Genomic DNA, 16710 nt, shown 5'->3' with positions numbered 1-16710 from the left:
TACGACAGAGGAGACAAGTTCGGTGTTGTGCTGGTTCTGTGCCAAGGCGGCGCGGGGATCGTGCCGGTTCTGCGGTCGTGGGGTGTGCGAGGACCACGCGCGGTTCGGGCCGTACCTGTTGCAGGTGAACCGGTCGGAGAGCCGGCGCCGGGCGGAAGCGCTCGTGGTGGAGGACGCGGTGCAGTGCGGCACCTGCCGCCCGCGCCCGCAGCCGATCCCGATGCCGGAACTCGACTGAGCCGGGCGCGGCTTCAGTGAGCCGGGCGATACCCCGCCTCGACGGGGTCGGCTAGCTTTGTTGGGTATGAGCGACTTCGACGTCGTGCTGGAACGGCTGCTCAACGAGCCGTCGTTCGCCGCCGAGCTGGCCCGGGACGCGGACTCGGCGCTGTCCGGCTACGTGCTGGACAACGGCGAGGCCGAACTGCTGCGCCGCCAGGTGGCGGCGGACGCCGGTGCCGCCCACGCCGTGGTGGAGACCCGGACGAGCAAGTCGAGCACGTTCGGGCTGTTCTCCGCGTTCACGGAGCTGGGTGCGGGCGCCGCGCATTCCGGCCCGGAAAGCGCGCACTCCGGCATGGGCGGTGCGGGCGACGCGCGGACCGGGCTCGGGTCCGCCCCCTCCGCCGCCGGTCTCGGCCCGTGGTCGGAGTTCGGCACGGCGGCGGGCGAGGCCGCCCAGCACGCCGCGGACGTCACCGGGGGCACCCAGGGCTTCGGCTCGGCCCCGGCGCGGGGCGCGGGCGGCGGGGCGCCCGAGGACCTGACGCCGCTGGCCCGTTCCGGGCTCGGCGCCGCCCCCGAATCCGACGGGGCACCCGACCTGGACGGCCTGCCGCCGGTCTCGGGGCTCGGCGCCGCCCCGCACACCGGCCTGGGGGAGCCGTCGCGGTTCCAGGGCGAGGCGGAGCACCTGGCGCCGCCGAAGGGCTACCGCAACCGGGTCGACGCGGACGGCGACGGCACCTGGGACAAGGCCACCTACCGCGGCCGCGCCGACGGCGGGGTGGACATCGCGGTGGATCTCAACCGCGACGGGCGGGCCGACTTCATCGGGCACGACGTGGACGCGGACCGCACCGTCGACTACGCCGACTACGACAAGAACCACGACGGCGTGTTCGAGAAGCGGATGTACGACGACAACGGCGACGGCTGGCTCGACCGTTCCGTCTGGCAGGAGCACTGACTCCGATCCTCTGGTCTCGGCCGCCGCCGCCGTACAGGATGGACGGATGGTGGCGATCGCCGTCCGGGCGGTCTCGAAGGTCTTCGGCGACGGCGCGACGGCTGTGGATCGCGTCGATCTCGACGTGGCGTCCGGCGAGTTCCTGGTGCTGCTCGGCCCCAGCGGCTGCGGGAAGTCCACGCTGCTGCGCCTGATCGGGGGCCTGGAGGAGCCGACCCGGGGCGAGGTGCTGCTGGACGGCGTACCGGTCACGGCGATCCCGCCGCAGGAACGCAACGTCGCCCTGGTGGTGCAGACGTTCGCGCTGTACCCCCACCTCACGGTCGCGCAGAACATCGGCTTCCCGCTGCGCGCCGCGGGCGGTTCGGCCACCGACGTGGCGGCCCGGATCGCCGAGATGGCACGTCACCTCGGCATCGCCGACCTGCTCGGCCGCCGTCCCGAGCACCTGTCGGGCGGCCAGCGGCAGCGGGTCGCGCTGGCCCGCGCGCTGGTACGCCGCCCGGCGCTGCTGCTGCTCGACGAGCCCCTGTCCAATGTGGACGCCGGGGTGCGGGCGGATCTGCGCGGCGAGATCACCGCGCTGGCCCGCCGGATCGGCGTGACGACCGTGTACGTCACGCACGACCAGAACGAGGCGCTGAGCATGGCGGACCGTGTGGCGGTGCTGCGTCGCGGCGTGCTGCAGCAGGTCGGCCCGCCCGCGCAGGTGTACGCCGACCCGCGCACGCTGTTCGTGGCCGCGTTCCTCGGCACCCCGCCGACCAGCCTGCTGGAGGCCGCGGTGTACGCCGTGAACGGCCGGGTCGTGCTGGACCTGGGCTCCCAGGAGATCGAGCTGCCGCCCGGTGACCCGCGTACGGCCGCCCTGGCCCGGCGGCACACCGAGCGGGTGACCGTGGCGCTGCGGGCGCTGCGCCCGGCCACGGACGAGCCGGTCCAGCTCACCGGGACGGTACGGGCGGTGCTGAACCGGGGGCCCGACGTGCTGGCGTACCTGGACACCGGTGGGGTGCCGACGCCACCGCAGGTGGTCGACTTCCCGGCGGCGGGTGGCCGGTCTCCCGAGCGGACGCCGTACGGCTTCGTCCCGGCGTACGACCCGGAGGTGACCGGCGAGCCGCCGCCCGCCGGGGAGGTGCTGGTCCGGATCGCCGCGCCGGGCACGGTGGCCGTGGGTGCGCGGCTGACCGCCGGGCTGGATCTGGGTGAGCTGCTGCTGTTCGACCGGGCGGGCCGCAGGATCGGGCTGGACATAATCAGTTAACAGTCCTAATAATTGGCCAACTGTCGATGTCTCGACGTGGAGGCCACCCCCATGCGCCCATCCCGTTCCCTCGTCCTCGCCGTCGTTGCCGCCCTCGCGGCCGGCGGCGCCGCCACCTGGACCGCAGGGTCCGCCAGCGCCGCCGGCACCCCCACGGCGGCGATCGTCAAGTCCTCCGACTGGGGCTCGGGCTGGCAGGCCCAGGCCACCGTCACCAACGGCGGCGCCGCCGCCCTCACCACGTGGAAGGTCGAGTTCGACCTGCCCGCGGGCTCCTCCGTCGGGTCCTACTGGGACGCGCTGCTGACCACCAGCGGCCAGCACTTCACGTTCACCAACCGGGAGTACAACGCCCCGCTCGCGCCCGGCGCCTCGGCCTCCTTCGGCTTCCTCGGCAGCGGCCCCGGCTCACCCACCAACTGCCTGCTCAACGGCGCACCGTGCGGCGGCGGCACCCCGCCCGTCAGCACCCCACCGACCACGACGCCGCCGGTCACCACGCCACCGGTCACCACGCCGCCGGTCACCGAGCCGCCGATCACCGGGCTGCCCAAGCACGCCCTCATCGGCTACCTGCATGCCAGCTTCGCCAACGGATCCGGCTACCTGCGCATGGCCGACGTGCCCGCCGACTGGGACATCATCAACCTCGCCTTCGGCGAACCGACGTCGCAGACCTCCGGCGACATCCGCTTCAGGCTCTGCCCGGCGACCGAATGCCCCGGGGTCGAGAGCGAGGCCGACTTCATCGCCGCGATCAGGGCCAAGCGCGCCGCCGGCAAGAAGGTCCTGCTCTCCATCGGCGGCGAGAAGGGCGTGGTCAAGCTCACCAGCACCGCGGCGCGCGACGCGTTCGTCAGCTCCGTCAGCGCCATCATCGACAGGTACGGCCTCGACGGCGTCGACATCGACTTCGAGGGCCATTCACTGTCGCTGGACCCCACCGACACCGACTTCAAGAACCCGACCACCCCCGTGATCGTCAACCTGATCTCGGCCTTGAAGTCCCTCAAATCCCGGTACGGCAACGGCTTCGTGCTCACCATGGCCCCGGAGACCTTCTTCGTGCAGCTCGGCTACCAGTACTACGGCTCCGGCCCGTGGGGCGGCCAGGACCCGCGTTCCGGCTCCTACCTGCCGGTCATCTACGCGATGCGCAACGACCTGACCGTGCTGCACGTCCAGGACTACAACTCGGGCTCCATCATGGGCCTGGACAACCAGTACCACAGCATGGGCGGGGCGGACTTCCACATCGCCATGACCGACATGCTGCTGGCCGGCTTCCCGGTGGCCGGCAACACCGCCAACATGTTCCCGGCGCTGCGCGAGGACCAGGTCGCCTTCGGAGCGCCCGCGGCGGTCAGCGCCGGCAACGGGTACGTGGCCCCCGCCGGCGTCCAGCAGGCCGTGACCTGCCTCGTCAAGGGCGGCAACTGCGGCGGCTACACCCCGCGCAGCGGCACCAACCCGGACTTCCGCGGCCTGATGACCTGGTCGATCAACTGGGACCGGTACTACGGCTGGGAGTTCCGCAACGCGCACGAGCCGTTCCTCAACGCCCTCGGCTGACCGGGCGGTCGCGGTGTTCCATCGGGCCGGTCACCGGTGGAACACCGCGGCGACCGGCGTGGATCGTTGGGTGGCCGTGACACGATGACGAGATGGTCGACACTCCGGTCGCGTTCGTGCTCGGTGGCGGTGGTGTCCTCGGCGCCGTCGAGGTGGGCATGCTGCGCGCCCTGTTCCGCGCCGGCTACACGCCCGACGTCGTCGTCGGCACGTCGATCGGCGCGGTCAACGGGGCGCTGGTCGCCGCCGACCCCAGCGAGGCCGTCACCGACCGGCTCGTCCAGCTGTGGTCGTCACCCGAGGCGGCCGACGTGTACGGCGACTCCATCGCCCGGCAGCTGCGGCGCTTCGCCGCCCGTACCCATCTGCACTCGCCGATGCCGCTGCGCCGGCTGTTGGAGAGCGAGCTGGGGGAGCAGGTCACCTTCGCCGACCTGAAGGTGCCGTTCCGCTGCTGCGCGGCCAGCATCGAACGGGCGGCGGAGCACTGGTTCGACAGCGGGCCGCTGGTCGACGCGGTGCTGGCCTCGTCGTCGGTGCCCGGGCTGCTGCCGCCGATGCAGATCGAGGGTGAGCACTTCGTCGACGGCGGCATCGTCAACTCGATCCCGATCGGCGAGGCGGTACGGATCGGCGCCAAGCTGATCTTCGTACTTCAGGTGGGCCGGATCGAACGGCCGCTCAGCGTGCCCCGGCGGCCGTGGGAGGTGGCGCAGGTGGCGTTCGAGATCGCCCGGCGGCACCGGTTCGCGCGCGAGATGGCCGCGCTGCCCGGCGACGTGCGGGTGCACGTCCTGCCGACCGGCGGCGGGGAGAGCCGCGACGACTCGCCGTGGGCGTACCGGGACATGGCGGCCATCGGGCGGCGGATCAGCCGGGCGTACACCGCCACCCGCCGCTACCTGGCCGCGAGCGTGGAACCCCCGCCGGTCCAGCGCGCCGACGGGTGATGCCGATGCCGCCCGCGTGGGTCCGCCGGTGTGTGTTCGCGCCGCTGGTGGTGCTGCTGGCCGGTCTGCTGGTGACCACGCTGCCGATCTGGCTGGTCGCCGCGCTGGCCGCGTCGCCGCTGGTGCCGGGCCGTCTGCGGGTGCCGCGCCTGGTCTGGCTGGCCATCGTGTACGTCGTCTGGAACGCCGCCGCCCTCGTCGCGCTGGCCGCGCTGTGGGTGGCGTCGGGCTTCGGCTGGCGGATCCGTTCGCCCGGATTCCAGCGGGCGCACTACGTCCTCACCGGCCGGTTCCTCGCCGCGCTGTTCTGGATCGCGCGCTGGTCGCTGCACCTCACCGTGGATGTGGTCGGCACCGACCCGGACACGGCCGTGCCGGGGCGACCGGAGATCGTGGTCAGCCGGCACGCCGGGCCGGGCGACTCCTTCATCCTCATCCACGCGCTGGTCAACTGGTTCGCCCGGGAGCCGCGGATCGTGCTCAAGGCGGCCCTGCAGTGGGACCCGGCCGTGGACGTCCTGCTCAACCGCCTGCCCAACCGCTTCATCTCGCCCGGGCGCACCGGCACGCACACCCTGGAGCAGCAGATCGGGGACCTGGCGAACGGGCTGGACGACAACGACGCGTTCGTCATCTTTCCCGAGGGTGGCAACTTCACCCCGCGCCGCCGGTTGAGTGCCATCGCCCGGCTGCGCGACCGTGGCCTGCACGACATGGCCGTCCGCGCTCAGGCCCTGCGCAACCTGCTGCCGCCCAAGCCGGGCGGGCTGCTGGCCGCGCTGGACGCCGCCCCGGACGCCGGGGTGATCTTCGTGGCGCACACCGGGCTGGACCGGATGCTCACGGTCGGCGACCTGTGGCGGGAGCTGCCCATGGACAAGCAGCTGCTGATGAAAGTTCTGGAGTGTGCCGCCGGAGGAGGTGCCGCGCGGTGAGAAGGAGCGCGTCGCCTGGCTGTACGACTGGTGGACCCGCATCGACGAGTGGATCGAGCAGCACCGGCCGGAGCCGCGCCCCCTGCCCACCGCGTGGCCGCGCCGCCGCACCCGCCCGTGAACCGGGCCGGTGCGGCGGCGGTCCGGCTCAGCTGCCGAGCAGCCCCTTGAACTCGCTGGGCAGCTCGGTGATCTCCGACTTGTCCGGACGGCTCACCGAGACCGGGGTGCCGAAGTCGGAGTACGTGGAGGTCATCTTCCCGGCGGCGGGCGAGATGCCGCCCATGTCGACGGTCATCTCGACCAGGCGGCCCTGCTCCACCTTCGCGGTGAACGGCACGGCCGTGACCTTGCCGCCGAGTTCCTTCAGCTTGTCCGCGCCGAACTGGGGGGACTTGGTCAGGTCGATCGTGCCGGTGAAGGTGCCCTCGCCGGTGCGCTTCACGTCGGTCACGGCCTTCATCAGGGTCTTGGTCCCCGCCGGGTCGTCACCGGAGAGCGCGCCCAGGCTGGATCCTCCGGGGAGCTTGGTGGTGTCCATGTGCATCCACTTGCCGCCGCCACCGGCCAGCTTGCCCAGCTCCCCGCCGATCTTCAGGTAGACGTCCGTGCCGACCTTGCGGACCTCCATCTCGGTGCCCTGGCCGGCCGCGCCCAGGGTCATCTTCATGTCGGCGGTCTGCGCCTTCGGGTCCGCCACGCCGGTCATGTTGATCCCGCCGACCATGGTCATGGAGACCTTCATGGTGGTCTCGTTCAGCAGGGTGACCGCCGCCGCCAGCTCGGCGGTGGGGTCCGCCGGCTGAGCGGCCTGCTCCGCGGCGGCGCCGGGCGCGCCCGAGGCCGCGGGCTTGTCGTTGGGGCCGCAGCCGGTCACGGTGACCGCGGCGGCCAGCATCAGGCCCGCGAACGCCAGCCGTCGATTACTCATGATGTTCCTCCCCGTGGCAGCCGCCGCCCCGGAGTGGGCGGCGGTTCCGGCGCACACCGTAGCGAAGCCGGGCGACATCCGCATCGCACGGCCATGGCCGGACCCCCTGCGGGCACTATGGTGATGGGCATGGAAGAGCTGCTCGACGCCGACTCCGTGCGCAGTGCCGTGGCCGTCCTCGACGGCTGGGAGGGCAGTCCGGACGCCATCGTGCGGACCGTCGGCCTGCGCAGTTTTCCGGCCGCGATCGCCGTCGTGGACCGGGTCGCCGTGGTCGCCGAGGAGATGGACCATCATCCCGACATCGACATCCGTTGGCGGACGCTGACGTTCCGCTGCTCCACCCACGCCGCCGGTGGGGTCACCACTCGTGACATCGCCCTCGCGAACCGTATCGATCGGATTCTCGCCGACGCCTCCTGACCGCCCGGGTGTCCCGCGCCGACCGCCCAGGCGGCATGATGACCGTCAGGTAGCGGCCCGCGTACGCAGAGGGAGTGCTCGTGAGATTCGAGGTCAGCAAGGTCCTCGACGCCATCGAGGCCCGGCTCACCACCGACCCCGCCCTGGCCCGGGCGGTGGTGGACCTGTCCGAGGTCGTCCGATATGCCGACCTTGACGGCGGCCGCCCGGCCAGCATGCTGCGGCTCGGCCTGGTCATCGACGCGCTGGGCCGGCACGTGGCCGAGGAGAACGTCCCGGTCTACGCGGTCGTGCCCCGCAGCCTGCTCTCCGACGCCGACCTCACCTCGAACGAGCGGATGGTCGTGCGGCGCTGGGCCGACGACGGCGTCGTCGAGGTCGTGCCCCAGCTCGACGACCGGGTGCTGGAGGTGGCCGAGCTGCTGGGGCTGCCGGTGCTGACCCGCTCGCGCGCCGAGCAGTTCCGCGGTCAGCGCGCGTGGGTGGACGAGCCGGGGCGGCTGCTGGCCGCGGTGCCCGGCGCGGGCGGCCCGGTGCTGGTCGCCCGGGTGGGGCGCGGGGAGGTCCCCCCGGTGGGTGAACCTTCCCCGATGGGCGCCAAGTTGCTGGCCCGGGTCTGGCGCTGCCCCGAGTCGAACTGCAGCGGCTTCGGCGCGGCCGTCGACTCCGACAGCCCGTTCGCGGACATGCGGACCTTCACCAGCCCGGTCGCCCAGCCGCCGCCGACCCTGCGGGCGGGCGCGCCGACCTGCCCCCGGCACGGCACCCGGCTCACGGACGCGGGCCCGCGCCCGGCTGTGGAGCTGCTGTCCGTACGCATCGACGGGGTGATCCGGCAGCGGTTCGTCGTCGCCGAGGGCCAGCCGGTCGTGGTGGGACGGGCCCCGGAGAACGGCATCATGCTGGGCCAGTGGCTCACCGAGGACGCCCGCAAGTGGATCAGCCGGGGGCACGTGCGGCTGGCCCTGGCCGGCGGCGAGCTGACCGTACGCGACATCAGCACCAACGGCACGGGCATCCGCCCGGGCGGCTCCACCGACGACGACGAGCGGATCACGCTGGCCCGTGACGAGACCCGGACGCTCGGCCCCACCGACCTCGTCGAGCTGTACGCGGGGGTGCACGTCGGGCGGGCCCGGATGTGGTCGACGGGCGGGGTGAGCCAGCCCGCCTCCGTGATGGCGGAGGCGCCGACGATGGCGATCCGCAAGTTCGAGCGCTGAACGCAGTCGGCGGGTCACCGGATGACTCCGGTGACCCGCCGACGTTGCGTGCGGCTCAGGCGCCCTCGGTGAGGACGGCCTCGAGCTGGGCCAGCGCGTGGTCCAGGTCCTCCTCGGTGACGACCAGCGGCGGGGCCAGCCGGACCGTCGAACCGTGGGTGTCCTTGGCTAGCACACCGCGGGCCATCAGGCGCTCGGACACCTGGCGGCCGGTCATCAGCGCCGGGTCGATGTCCACCCCGGCCCACAGGCCGCGCCCGCGCACCGCCACGACTCCGTGCCCGATCAGCTTGTTCAGGCCCGCGTGCAGCCGCTCGCCCAGCTCGGCGGAGCGCTTCTGGAACTCGCCGGTCCGCAGCAGCCGGACCACCTCGGCGCCGACCGCGCAGGCCAGCGGGTTGCCGCCGAAGGTGGAGCCGTGCTCGCCCGGGCGCAGCACGCCGAGGATGTCCCGGTTGGCCGCCACCGCGGAGACGGGCACGATGCCGCCGCCCAGCGCCTTGCCGAGCAGGTACATGTCCGGCACGACACCCTCGTGCTCGATCGCGAACGTGCGGCCGGTGCGGCCCAGCCCGGACTGGATCTCGTCGGCGGCGAACAGCACGTTGTGCTGGTCGCACAGGGCCCGTACCCCGGCCAGGTAGCCCGCCGGGGGCACCAGCACGCCGGCCTCGCCCTGGATCGGCTCCAGCAGCACCATGACGGTGTTCTCGTCGATCGCGGCCGCGATCGCGTCCAGGTCGCCGTACGGAACGATCGTGAACCCCGGGGTGTACGGCCCGAAGTCGTTGCGGGCGTCCGGGTCGGTGGAGAAGCTGATGATGGTGGTGGTGCGGCCGTGGAAGTTGTTCTCGGCGACCACGATGTTCGCCCGCTCGGCGGCCACGCCCTTGACCCGGTAGCCCCAGGCCCGGCTCACCTTGATGGCGGTCTCCACGGCCTCGGCGCCGGTGTTCATCGGCAGGACCATGTCCTTGCCGCACAGCTGCGCCAGCGACTGGCAGAACTCGGCGAACTGGTCGTGCACGAACGCGCGGCTGGTCAGCGTGAGCTTGTCCAGCTGGGCGTGCGCGGCGGCGATCAGGCCGGGGTGGCTGTGGCCGAAGTTCAGCGCCGAGTAGCCGGACAGGAAGTCCAGGTACCGGCGCCCGTCGACGTCGGTCACCCAGGCGCCCTCGGCCTCGGCGATCACCACGGGCAGCGGGTGGTAGTTGTGCGCCGTCCAGCGCTCGGCGTCCGCCAGCGCGGCGGGAGTACGCATCGACTGAGTCGCCTCAGCCGTGCCCTCCCGGCCCTCGCTCCGCTCGGTGCGGTCGGTCACGGCATGCGTCGTCATCCTCGGACCTCCAGGGTGCAGCACTTCGGGCCGCCGCCGGCCTTACGCAGCTCGGAGACGTCGACGCCCACGGTCTCGTACCCGCGCTCCCGCAGGGCGGCGTTCAGGGCGGTGGCCTGCACGGGCAAGACCACGGTACGGCCGTCGCTGACCGCGTTGAGGCCCAACACGGCAGCATCCTCGTCGGTCGCGATGACCGCGTTCGGGAACAGCTGGCGCAGCACCGCCTGGGAGCCGGCGGAGAAGGCCGACGGCAGGTACGCGACGTTGTCCTTGTCGAGCACGCACAGCGCCGTGTCGAGGTGGTAGTACGCCGGGTCGACCAGCTGCAGGGTGATCACCGGGCGGCCGAAGACCTCCTGGGTCTGCGCGTGCGCGGCGTGCGAGGTGCGGAACCCGGTCCCGGCCAGCAGCACGTCGCCGGCCAGCAGGATGTCGCCTTCACCCTCGTTGGTGTACTTCGACTCGTGCACCTCGAAGCCGTTGGCCGCGAACCACGCCGCGTACGCCGGGCCCTCGTCGGCGCGCTCCGCGTCCCGGAACTGCACCGCCAGCACCTTGCCGTCGACCACGGTGGCGCCGTTCGCCGCGAAGACCATGTCCGGCAGCCCGGGCAGCGGGTCGATCAGGTCGACCGTGTGGCCGAGGTCCAGGAACGTCTGCCGCAGGTTCTCCCACTGGCTGACCGCGAGGGCGTTGTCGTACGGCGCGCTCGGATCCATCCACGGGTTGATGCGGTAGGTCACGGCGAAGTGCGTGGGCCGGCACATCAGGTACCGGCGGCGGGTGGCAGTCGGGGTCATGCCGAAACGGTATGCGTGAAGTGCCTGCGTATGCCCTCGTGCAACCATGCGCGCGGCGGCGGATCGTTGCGTGATCGCCGCGCCTGGCGGTGATTCGTTGCGGGGCCGCCCGGACCCGCGTTCGGGGGCGGTGTGCGAGACACCACCCCCGAACGACGACGCGGTGTGCGGCCCCGGACGAGGTGATCGCCGGGCGGCGGCTTCCGCACGGTCCGGCGCACCGCCGGAGTGTTTCGGGGCGGGGCGGCTGATGGCCGCCCCGGTTCCGATTCGCCGGCCGCGCACCGCGGCCGGCGAATGGTCAGTACCCGGTCAGAACCGGTTCGCAAACTGTGCGTCGAGCCACTCGCGCAGGTTCGACACCGGCTGGGTGTCCGTGCCCAGCCAGGGCAGCGAGCCGGTCAGCGCCAGGACGCCGACGACGATCGCGCCGAGCGCCACGCACATGCCGATCAAGGCGTCGGTCTTGCCCGCGACGTGCCGCTTGCCGGTGGCGGAGAAGCCGGCCAGCGACAGTACGAGCGCTAGCCCAGCCAGGCCGATGCCGTAGCCGACCAGCGGCCCGGAGAGCACCAGCAGGGCGGCGCCCACGGCGACGATGAGGCCGAGTGTCGCCAGCAGGCTGGCCCGCGGCCTGGGCGTGGCGGCGGGCCGGGTGGCGGCCCCGTCCGTCTCGGCGGGCCCCAGACCGGTCCGGGGGGCACCCGGGCGGTCGGCGGCGGGGACGTCGGCGGTGGGGCGGTCCCCGCGCGGGCGCACCTGGCGCTCGGTGGGCGTCTCGTCGGCGCGAACGTCGCGGCTCCGGCGGGTCGGGGCGGCGACGCTGCCACGGGGCTCGTCGTCCGTGGTCTGGTGCGGATGGCGGGTAAAGGTGGGGATCTTCACGGCAGCACCTCCTGTCTCAGGGGATGCCTGCGCTACTACCCCGATGCGCGGCCGCGCACACGCGAGGGCGCGCGGGGTGCTCGCCCCGCGCGCCCGTTGACGCTGGTCAGACCAGGGACCGCAGCGACGACGGCACGTCCGAGGACCGGGTGATCACGTGGTCGATGAGCCCGTACGCCTGGGCCTCGGGCGCGGTGAACCAGCGGTCGCGGTCGGAGTCGCGCTCGATCTCCTCCGGGGTGTGCCCGGTGTGGAACGCGATCCGCTCGTTCATGACCTGCTTGATGTGCAGCATGCTCTCGGCCTGGATGGCGATGTCGGCCGCGGTGCCGCCGATGCCGCCGGAGAGCTGGTGCATCATGATCCGCGAGTGCGGCAGCGCGTACCGCTTGCCGGGGGTGCCCGCGCAGAGCAGGAACTGGCCCATCGAGGCCGCCATGCCCATGGCGATCGTGGCGACGTCGTTCTTGATGTACTGCATCGTGTCGTACACGGCCATGCCCGCGCTGATCGACCCGCCCGGCGAGTTGATGTACAGGGCGATGTCCCGCTCGCTGTTGTCCGACGCCAGCAGCAGGAGCTGGGCGCAGATCCGGTTGGTCACCTCGTCGTTGACCTCGCTGCCGAGGAAGATGATCCGCTCGCGGAGCAGCCGCTCGAAGACCTGGTCGTCGAAGGATGCGCCACCAGCCCGCATCGCGATCTCGTCAACACTCATGGGCCAACCCTCTCACCTCGCGTACGGACGTGTTCCAGCCTCCCCCGTACCGGCGTGCCGGCCCAGCGATTCACCTGACGGCGAATCCGCTGTGGGCATAATCCAGACGTTGATGAGTTCCGGTCAGCTCGTCACCACAGGTCATCAAGATCGAGGCCGGGTGGAGGCCTTGGCGGTTGCGGTGGGTACCGTGGCTCCTCGTGCCAGAGGGACACACCATTCACCGACTCGCCGCTCACCACCGTGAGTTGTTCGCGGGCCGCGCCGTCACCGTCGAGAGCCCGCAGGGCCGGTTCACCGCCGGGGCGGCCCTGCTGACCGGCCGCACGGTCGTCGACGCCGAGGCGTACGGCAAGCACCTGTTGCACCACTACGCCGACGACCGCAGCCTGCACGTCCACCTGGGACTCTACGGCCGGTTCAGCGACGGCGAACCGCCCGCGCCGCCGCCGGTGGGCCAGGTACGGATGCGGATGACCACCGCGACGCACTGGCTCGACCTGCGCGGTCCCACCGCCTGCGAGGTGCTGGACCCGGGTCAGGTGGCGGCCCTGCGGGCGCGGCTGGGCCAGGACCCGCTGCGCGCCGACGCCGATCCGGACGCCGCGTACGCGCGGGTGCGCGCCAGCACCAAGCCGATCTTCGCGCTGCTGCTCGACCAGGCGATCGTGGCGGGCTGCGGTCTGATCTACGCCAACGAGGTGCTGTTCCGGGCCGGGCTCTCGCCCACCACGCCCGGCATCGGCGTCGACGCCGCGACGTGGGCGGCGCTCTGGGCGGACCTGTGCGGGCTCATGGCCGAGGGGGTGGCCCGGGGCCGGATCGACACCGTGCACACCGCGCACACCCCGGAGGCGATGCGGCGCCCGCCGCGGGTCGACCGGCACGGCGGCGAGGTGTACGTCTACCGCCGCCCGGGCCAGCCGTGCCTGGTCTGCGGCACCGAGGTGGCCCGTGGCCCGCTGGCCGGGCGCAATCTGTACTGGTGCCCGACCTGCCAGCCGGAGGCTACGGCTGGGCCGGGTGCCCGTCCGGTGCGTCGGCCGGCGGCGCGGCGGCCGGGGGCACAGACGACGGCGCCGGTTCGGCCGGGGCGGACTGCGTCGGAGTCGGCGCAGGCGGGGTAGGTGCGGCCGGCTGCTCGGGCTGCGGGCCGGTGGGCAGGCCCAGGCGGAAGTTCTTGGTGAGCCAGGGCAGCAGCCGCCGGTACGCCTCGATCGTGTCGGGCTGGCTGAAGTCGTGCGAGAGCACGATGGACCCGGGCCGGACCGCCTGCTTGACGCCGTTGACCACCTTGTCGACGTGCGCGGCGCCGCTCTCACCCGGTGAGCGTTCCCAGTCGCGCGGGTCGACCTCCCAGTAGAGGGAGATCATCTCCCCGGCCGCGGCGACGCGCACCAGCCGCTCGGTGAAGTTGCCGCCGGGGGCCCGGAAGTACGGGATCTCGGCCCCGGGCGCCGCCGCCCGGATGGCCTCGTTGGTGCGTTCCAGGTCGGCCTGGATCTGGGCGGGCTTGCCCTTGCCGAGGGTGAAGCTGTGGTCCCAGCTGTGGTTGCACAGGGTGTGCCCGGCGGCCACGATGTCCCGCACGAGGTCGGGATGCTTCCGCACCTGGGTGCCGACGAGGCAGAAGGTCGCCTTGACGTCGTGCTGGGCCAGCAGTTCGAGCAGCCTCGGGGTCTGCACCGGGTCGGGCCCGTCGTCGAACGTGAGCGCGACCGTGCTGGATCCCGTGGTGCGCAGCGAGCGCGCCGGGCCGGTGCCGTTGGGCAGCGCGGCGGGGATGTCGGTGCCCGAGCCCTGGGCGGACGCTGACGGCGCGGGCGCGGTGGGCTGCGGGGCGTTCTGCTTGTCGTCCGCGTCCTGCGATGCCGGGCGCCCGTCGGTGTCGTCGTCGCCGTTCTGCTGGCCGGACGTGGCCGCGTGCCGGGGCGGCTTGCTGGCGGGCCTGCTGGCGCGGTGCTGGGCGGCGGCCGCCTGCTCGGCCGCGTTGACCGCGTCGACGCGTTGCTGGTGCTGCTGGACCGGGATGGCGACGAGCATCAGGCCCGCCGCGACCAGGGACGCCAGCAGGACCTGCTGGCGCTGCCGTCCGATCAGCAGCCACGACTCGATCGGCAGTGTGCCCGGCGCCCGGTGCGCGCCCGTGGCCGGTGGCTTGTCACCCGGGTCCAGGGCCCAGGCGCGCATCGCGCCGGCCATGCGCCGGGCGGCGGGCAGTCCGTCCGCGACGGCCTCACGGACCGAGGGCAGGGCTCGTACGGTGATGGTCGGCGTCCGGGTCTCGGCCTCCGCGTGGTGCCGCCCGGCGGCCTGGCCGGTGGGCGAACGACGGGCCCGCCGCTGTGCCCGGGGCTGCCCTTCGGCGCGGTGTCCCGCCGGGGTGCCCTCGGCGCTCCGCCGCCCGCCACCGTCCGTGGACGTCCAGTGCCGCTCGCTCTGGTACGTCGCGTCGCCGGTCCACTGGCGTTCGGCCGGATACGCCGCCGCGCCCCAGGAGCGTCCTGACTCGCCGGTCCAGTGGCGTTCGGTGATGTGTTCGGCCGGGTCGGCGGCCGCGCCGCGCAACGGTGGCGCCGAGGAGGGCCGCAGGTCAGACGGGTTGGCGAGCGATCGCGCGCGCCGGTGGCGTCCGCCCGGAGACGGCGACGTTCCGGCGGCGCCCGGCCCATCGACCGGCGTCTGCTCGTCAGGGGTCTGCCACGACACCCGTCATAACTACCGCGTGATGATCGCGAGCGCGATACCAGTCGAGTGACCGCATGTTCACCCATCGTGGATCTCTGCAGGTCAGGGCTTTGCGCGTCCGCGGCGGAACGTCGGCGCGCCGCGTCGCGTCGGCGAGGCGGTACCGATCAATCGGCGCCCATACATATTGACAACTTCCTGAAACACGCCGTTAACTCTCCAGAGAGCGCTCTCGCGAGCCTCCCGCATGCCTTCCCCGAAAGGTCATCCCCATGAATCCACCCGCACAACGCACCCGGCCCCGCCGGAGCAGGCGGCTGTTCGCCGTGGTCGCCACGGTGGCGGCGGTCGCCGCCTCCGCGACCTTCGTGCTCGACGCCGAGGCGGCGGTGCCCGGCGCCCCGGCCGGCATGAGCCTGGTGTTCAGCGACGACTTCAGCGGCGCCGCGGGCACCGGCCTCAACCGCTCGGACTGGCTCTACGACATCGGCACGTCCTACCCCGGTGGCGCCCCGAACTGGGGCACCGGCGAGATCGAGACGATGACCGACTCCACCCAGAACGTCTTCCACGACGGCAACGGCAACCTGGCCATCAAGCCGATCCGCGACAGCGGCGGCAAGTGGACCTCCGGCCGGGTGGAGACCCAGCGTACGGACTTCGCGGCCCCGGTCGGCGGCAAGGTGAGGATCGAGGCCCGCCTGCAGCAGCCGAACGTCAGCGGCGCGGCGGCCGCGGGCTACTGGCCCGCGTTCTGGGCGATGGGGGCGGCGGCGCGGCCGGTGGGCGCGACGAACTGGCCCAGCATCGGCGAGTGGGACATCATGGAGAGCATCAACGGGCGCTCCAGCGTCTTCGCGGCCCTCCACTGTGGGGTCAACCCGGGCGGCCCGTGCAACGAGACCGTCGGCAAGACCAGCGGCGAGCGCGCCTGCCCGGGCTGCCAGACCAGCTTCCACACGTACGCGGTCGAGTACGACCGCAGCACCTCGCCCGAGCAGCTGCGCTGGTACCTCGACGGTCAGCAGTACTTCACCATCAACTCCACCGAGATGGACGCCACGACCTGGAACAACGCCACCCACCACGGCATGTTCATCATCCTCAACGTGGCGATCGGCGGCGGCTTCCCGGACGCGTTCGGCGGCGGCCCGACCGCGGCGACCCAGTCCGGCGCGGCGATGCTGGTCGACTACGTGGCGGTCTGGCAGTCCTCCGGCGGCCCCACGACCGGGCCCACCACGACCCCGCCCACCACGACCCCGCCCACTACCACCCCGCCCGGTGGCACCCGCGACGCGTACGCGCTCACCGAGGCGGAGTCGTTCAACGCCTCGTCCGGGGTGCAGGCGGAGGCGTGCGCCGAGGGTGGCCAGGACGTCGCGTCGGTCGGCAACGGCGACTGGCTCCAGTACGACAACGTCGACTTCGGTACGGGCGGGGTGCGTGACTTCGTCGCGCGGGTCGCCTCGGGTGCCGGGAACGGCGTCAGCGGGCTGATCGAGGTCCGTCTCGACAGCCGGGGCAACGCACCGATCGGGAGCTTCGCGGTGGCCAACACCGGCGGCTGGCAGAGCTGGCGGTCGGTCCCCGGCAACGTCGGGAACGTGACGGGCAAGCACACCGTGTTCCTGACCTTCGCCAGCGGCCAGCCGGCCGACTTCGTGAACGTCAATTGGTTCCAATTCCGCAGGTAGTGACCTTGTTCAATGCTGAAGATCGGGGCCGGGAGCGCTGCCAGCGCTTCCGGCCCTCCGATTTGTTCACATCGGTCTTAAGTCAAAGTTAAG

Annotated in this window: 15 protein-coding genes and 1 pseudogene; 10 read left to right on the top strand and 6 right to left on the bottom strand. The window is 72.6% G+C overall.

Annotated features, from left to right (window positions below):
• Nucleotides 1–82 precede the first annotated feature (82 nt).
• The 6 genes and pseudogenes from EV385_RS08735 (at nt 83) to EV385_RS08710 (ending at nt 6034) form a co-directional block, all read left to right on the top strand.
• Nucleotides 83–238 (top strand): hypothetical protein, encoded by a 156-nt coding sequence (locus EV385_RS08735; RefSeq protein ID WP_242624782.1) that lies wholly within the window; start codon nt 83–85, stop codon nt 236–238.
• A 66-nt stretch (nt 239–304) separates the two neighbouring features.
• Nucleotides 305–1189: a hypothetical protein gene (locus EV385_RS08730; protein WP_130509009.1), complete on the top strand. Its 885-nt coding sequence runs from the start codon at nt 305–307 to the stop codon at nt 1187–1189.
• 46 nt (nt 1190–1235) lie between these two features.
• On the top strand, nt 1236–2456 hold the full coding sequence (locus EV385_RS08725; RefSeq protein ID WP_130509008.1) for an ABC transporter ATP-binding protein: 1221 nt from the start codon (nt 1236–1238) through the stop codon (nt 2454–2456).
• A gap of 51 nt (nt 2457–2507) precedes the next feature.
• The gene (locus EV385_RS08720) at nt 2508–4028 is read left to right on the top strand and encodes a chitinase (RefSeq protein WP_130509007.1); all 1521 of its coding nucleotides are present in this window, start codon (nt 2508–2510) and stop codon (nt 4026–4028) included.
• A 92-nt stretch (nt 4029–4120) separates the two neighbouring features.
• Nucleotides 4121–4978, top strand: a complete 858-nt coding sequence (locus EV385_RS08715; protein ID WP_130509006.1) for a patatin-like phospholipase family protein — start codon at nt 4121–4123, stop codon at nt 4976–4978.
• Nucleotides 4978–6034, top strand: a pseudogene (locus EV385_RS08710) (1-acyl-sn-glycerol-3-phosphate acyltransferase). Before EV385_RS08715 ends, EV385_RS08710 begins: the two are co-directional and overlap by 1 nt.
• Nucleotides 6035–6061: 27 nt before the next feature.
• On the opposite strand, the gene EV385_RS08705 reads toward EV385_RS08710, so the two are convergent.
• Nucleotides 6062–6844: a hypothetical protein gene (locus EV385_RS08705; protein ID WP_130509005.1), complete on the bottom strand. Its 783-nt coding sequence runs from the start codon at nt 6842–6844 to the stop codon at nt 6062–6064.
• A 129-nt stretch (nt 6845–6973) separates the two neighbouring features.
• On the opposite strand from EV385_RS08705, the gene EV385_RS08700 reads away from it, so the two are divergent.
• Nucleotides 6974–7267: a 4a-hydroxytetrahydrobiopterin dehydratase gene (locus EV385_RS08700; RefSeq protein WP_130509004.1), complete on the top strand. Its 294-nt coding sequence runs from the start codon at nt 6974–6976 to the stop codon at nt 7265–7267.
• An 80-nt stretch (nt 7268–7347) separates the two neighbouring features.
• Nucleotides 7348–8490 carry an FHA domain-containing protein gene (locus EV385_RS08695; protein ID WP_130509003.1) on the top strand — a complete coding sequence of 381 codons (1143 nt, stop codon included), beginning with the start codon at nt 7348–7350 and terminating at the stop codon, nt 8488–8490.
• A 55-nt stretch (nt 8491–8545) separates the two neighbouring features.
• Here EV385_RS08695 and rocD read toward each other — a convergent pair whose 3' ends face one another.
• From rocD to EV385_RS08675, 4 genes are all read right to left on the bottom strand, one after another.
• The gene (gene rocD / locus EV385_RS08690; RefSeq protein WP_130513169.1) at nt 8546–9751 is read right to left on the bottom strand and encodes an ornithine--oxo-acid transaminase; all 1206 of its coding nucleotides are present in this window, start codon (nt 9749–9751) and stop codon (nt 8546–8548) included.
• 71 nt (nt 9752–9822) lie between these two features.
• Nucleotides 9823–10629: a dimethylargininase gene (gene ddaH, locus EV385_RS08685; protein ID WP_130509002.1), complete on the bottom strand. Its 807-nt coding sequence runs from the start codon at nt 10627–10629 to the stop codon at nt 9823–9825.
• Between the two features lie 312 nt (nt 10630–10941).
• Entirely contained in the window at nt 10942–11514 is a 573-nt protein-coding gene (locus EV385_RS08680; protein WP_130509001.1) for a hypothetical protein, read from the bottom strand.
• Between the two features lie 106 nt (nt 11515–11620).
• Complete coding sequence (locus EV385_RS08675; RefSeq protein WP_130509000.1) at nt 11621–12232, bottom strand: ATP-dependent Clp protease proteolytic subunit; 612 nt, start codon at nt 12230–12232, stop codon at nt 11621–11623.
• A 200-nt stretch (nt 12233–12432) separates the two neighbouring features.
• Here EV385_RS08675 and EV385_RS08670 point away from each other — a divergent pair, with 200 nt between their 5' ends.
• Complete coding sequence (locus tag EV385_RS08670) at nt 12433–13359, top strand: Fpg/Nei family DNA glycosylase (RefSeq protein ID WP_130508999.1); 927 nt, start codon at nt 12433–12435, stop codon at nt 13357–13359.
• Here EV385_RS08670 and EV385_RS34930 read toward each other — a convergent pair.
• Nucleotides 13241–14941, bottom strand: a complete 1701-nt coding sequence (locus tag EV385_RS34930) for a polysaccharide deacetylase family protein (protein ID WP_242624781.1) — start codon at nt 14939–14941, stop codon at nt 13241–13243. The two genes, EV385_RS08670 and EV385_RS34930, sit on opposite strands and share 119 nt — an antisense overlap.
• A 251-nt stretch (nt 14942–15192) precedes the next feature.
• On the opposite strand from EV385_RS34930, the gene EV385_RS08660 reads away from it, so the two are divergent.
• Nucleotides 15193–16617, top strand: a complete 1425-nt coding sequence (locus tag EV385_RS08660) for a carbohydrate-binding protein (RefSeq protein WP_130508998.1) — start codon at nt 15193–15195, stop codon at nt 16615–16617.
• Nucleotides 16618–16710: the final 93 nt, after the last annotated feature.

The sequence above is a fragment of the Krasilnikovia cinnamomea genome (assembly GCF_004217545.1).
In the GTDB taxonomy this organism is placed as follows: Bacteria; Actinomycetota; Actinomycetes; order Mycobacteriales; family Micromonosporaceae; genus Actinoplanes; species Actinoplanes cinnamomeus.
This window is presented reverse-complemented; position numbering and strand designations above follow the sequence as displayed.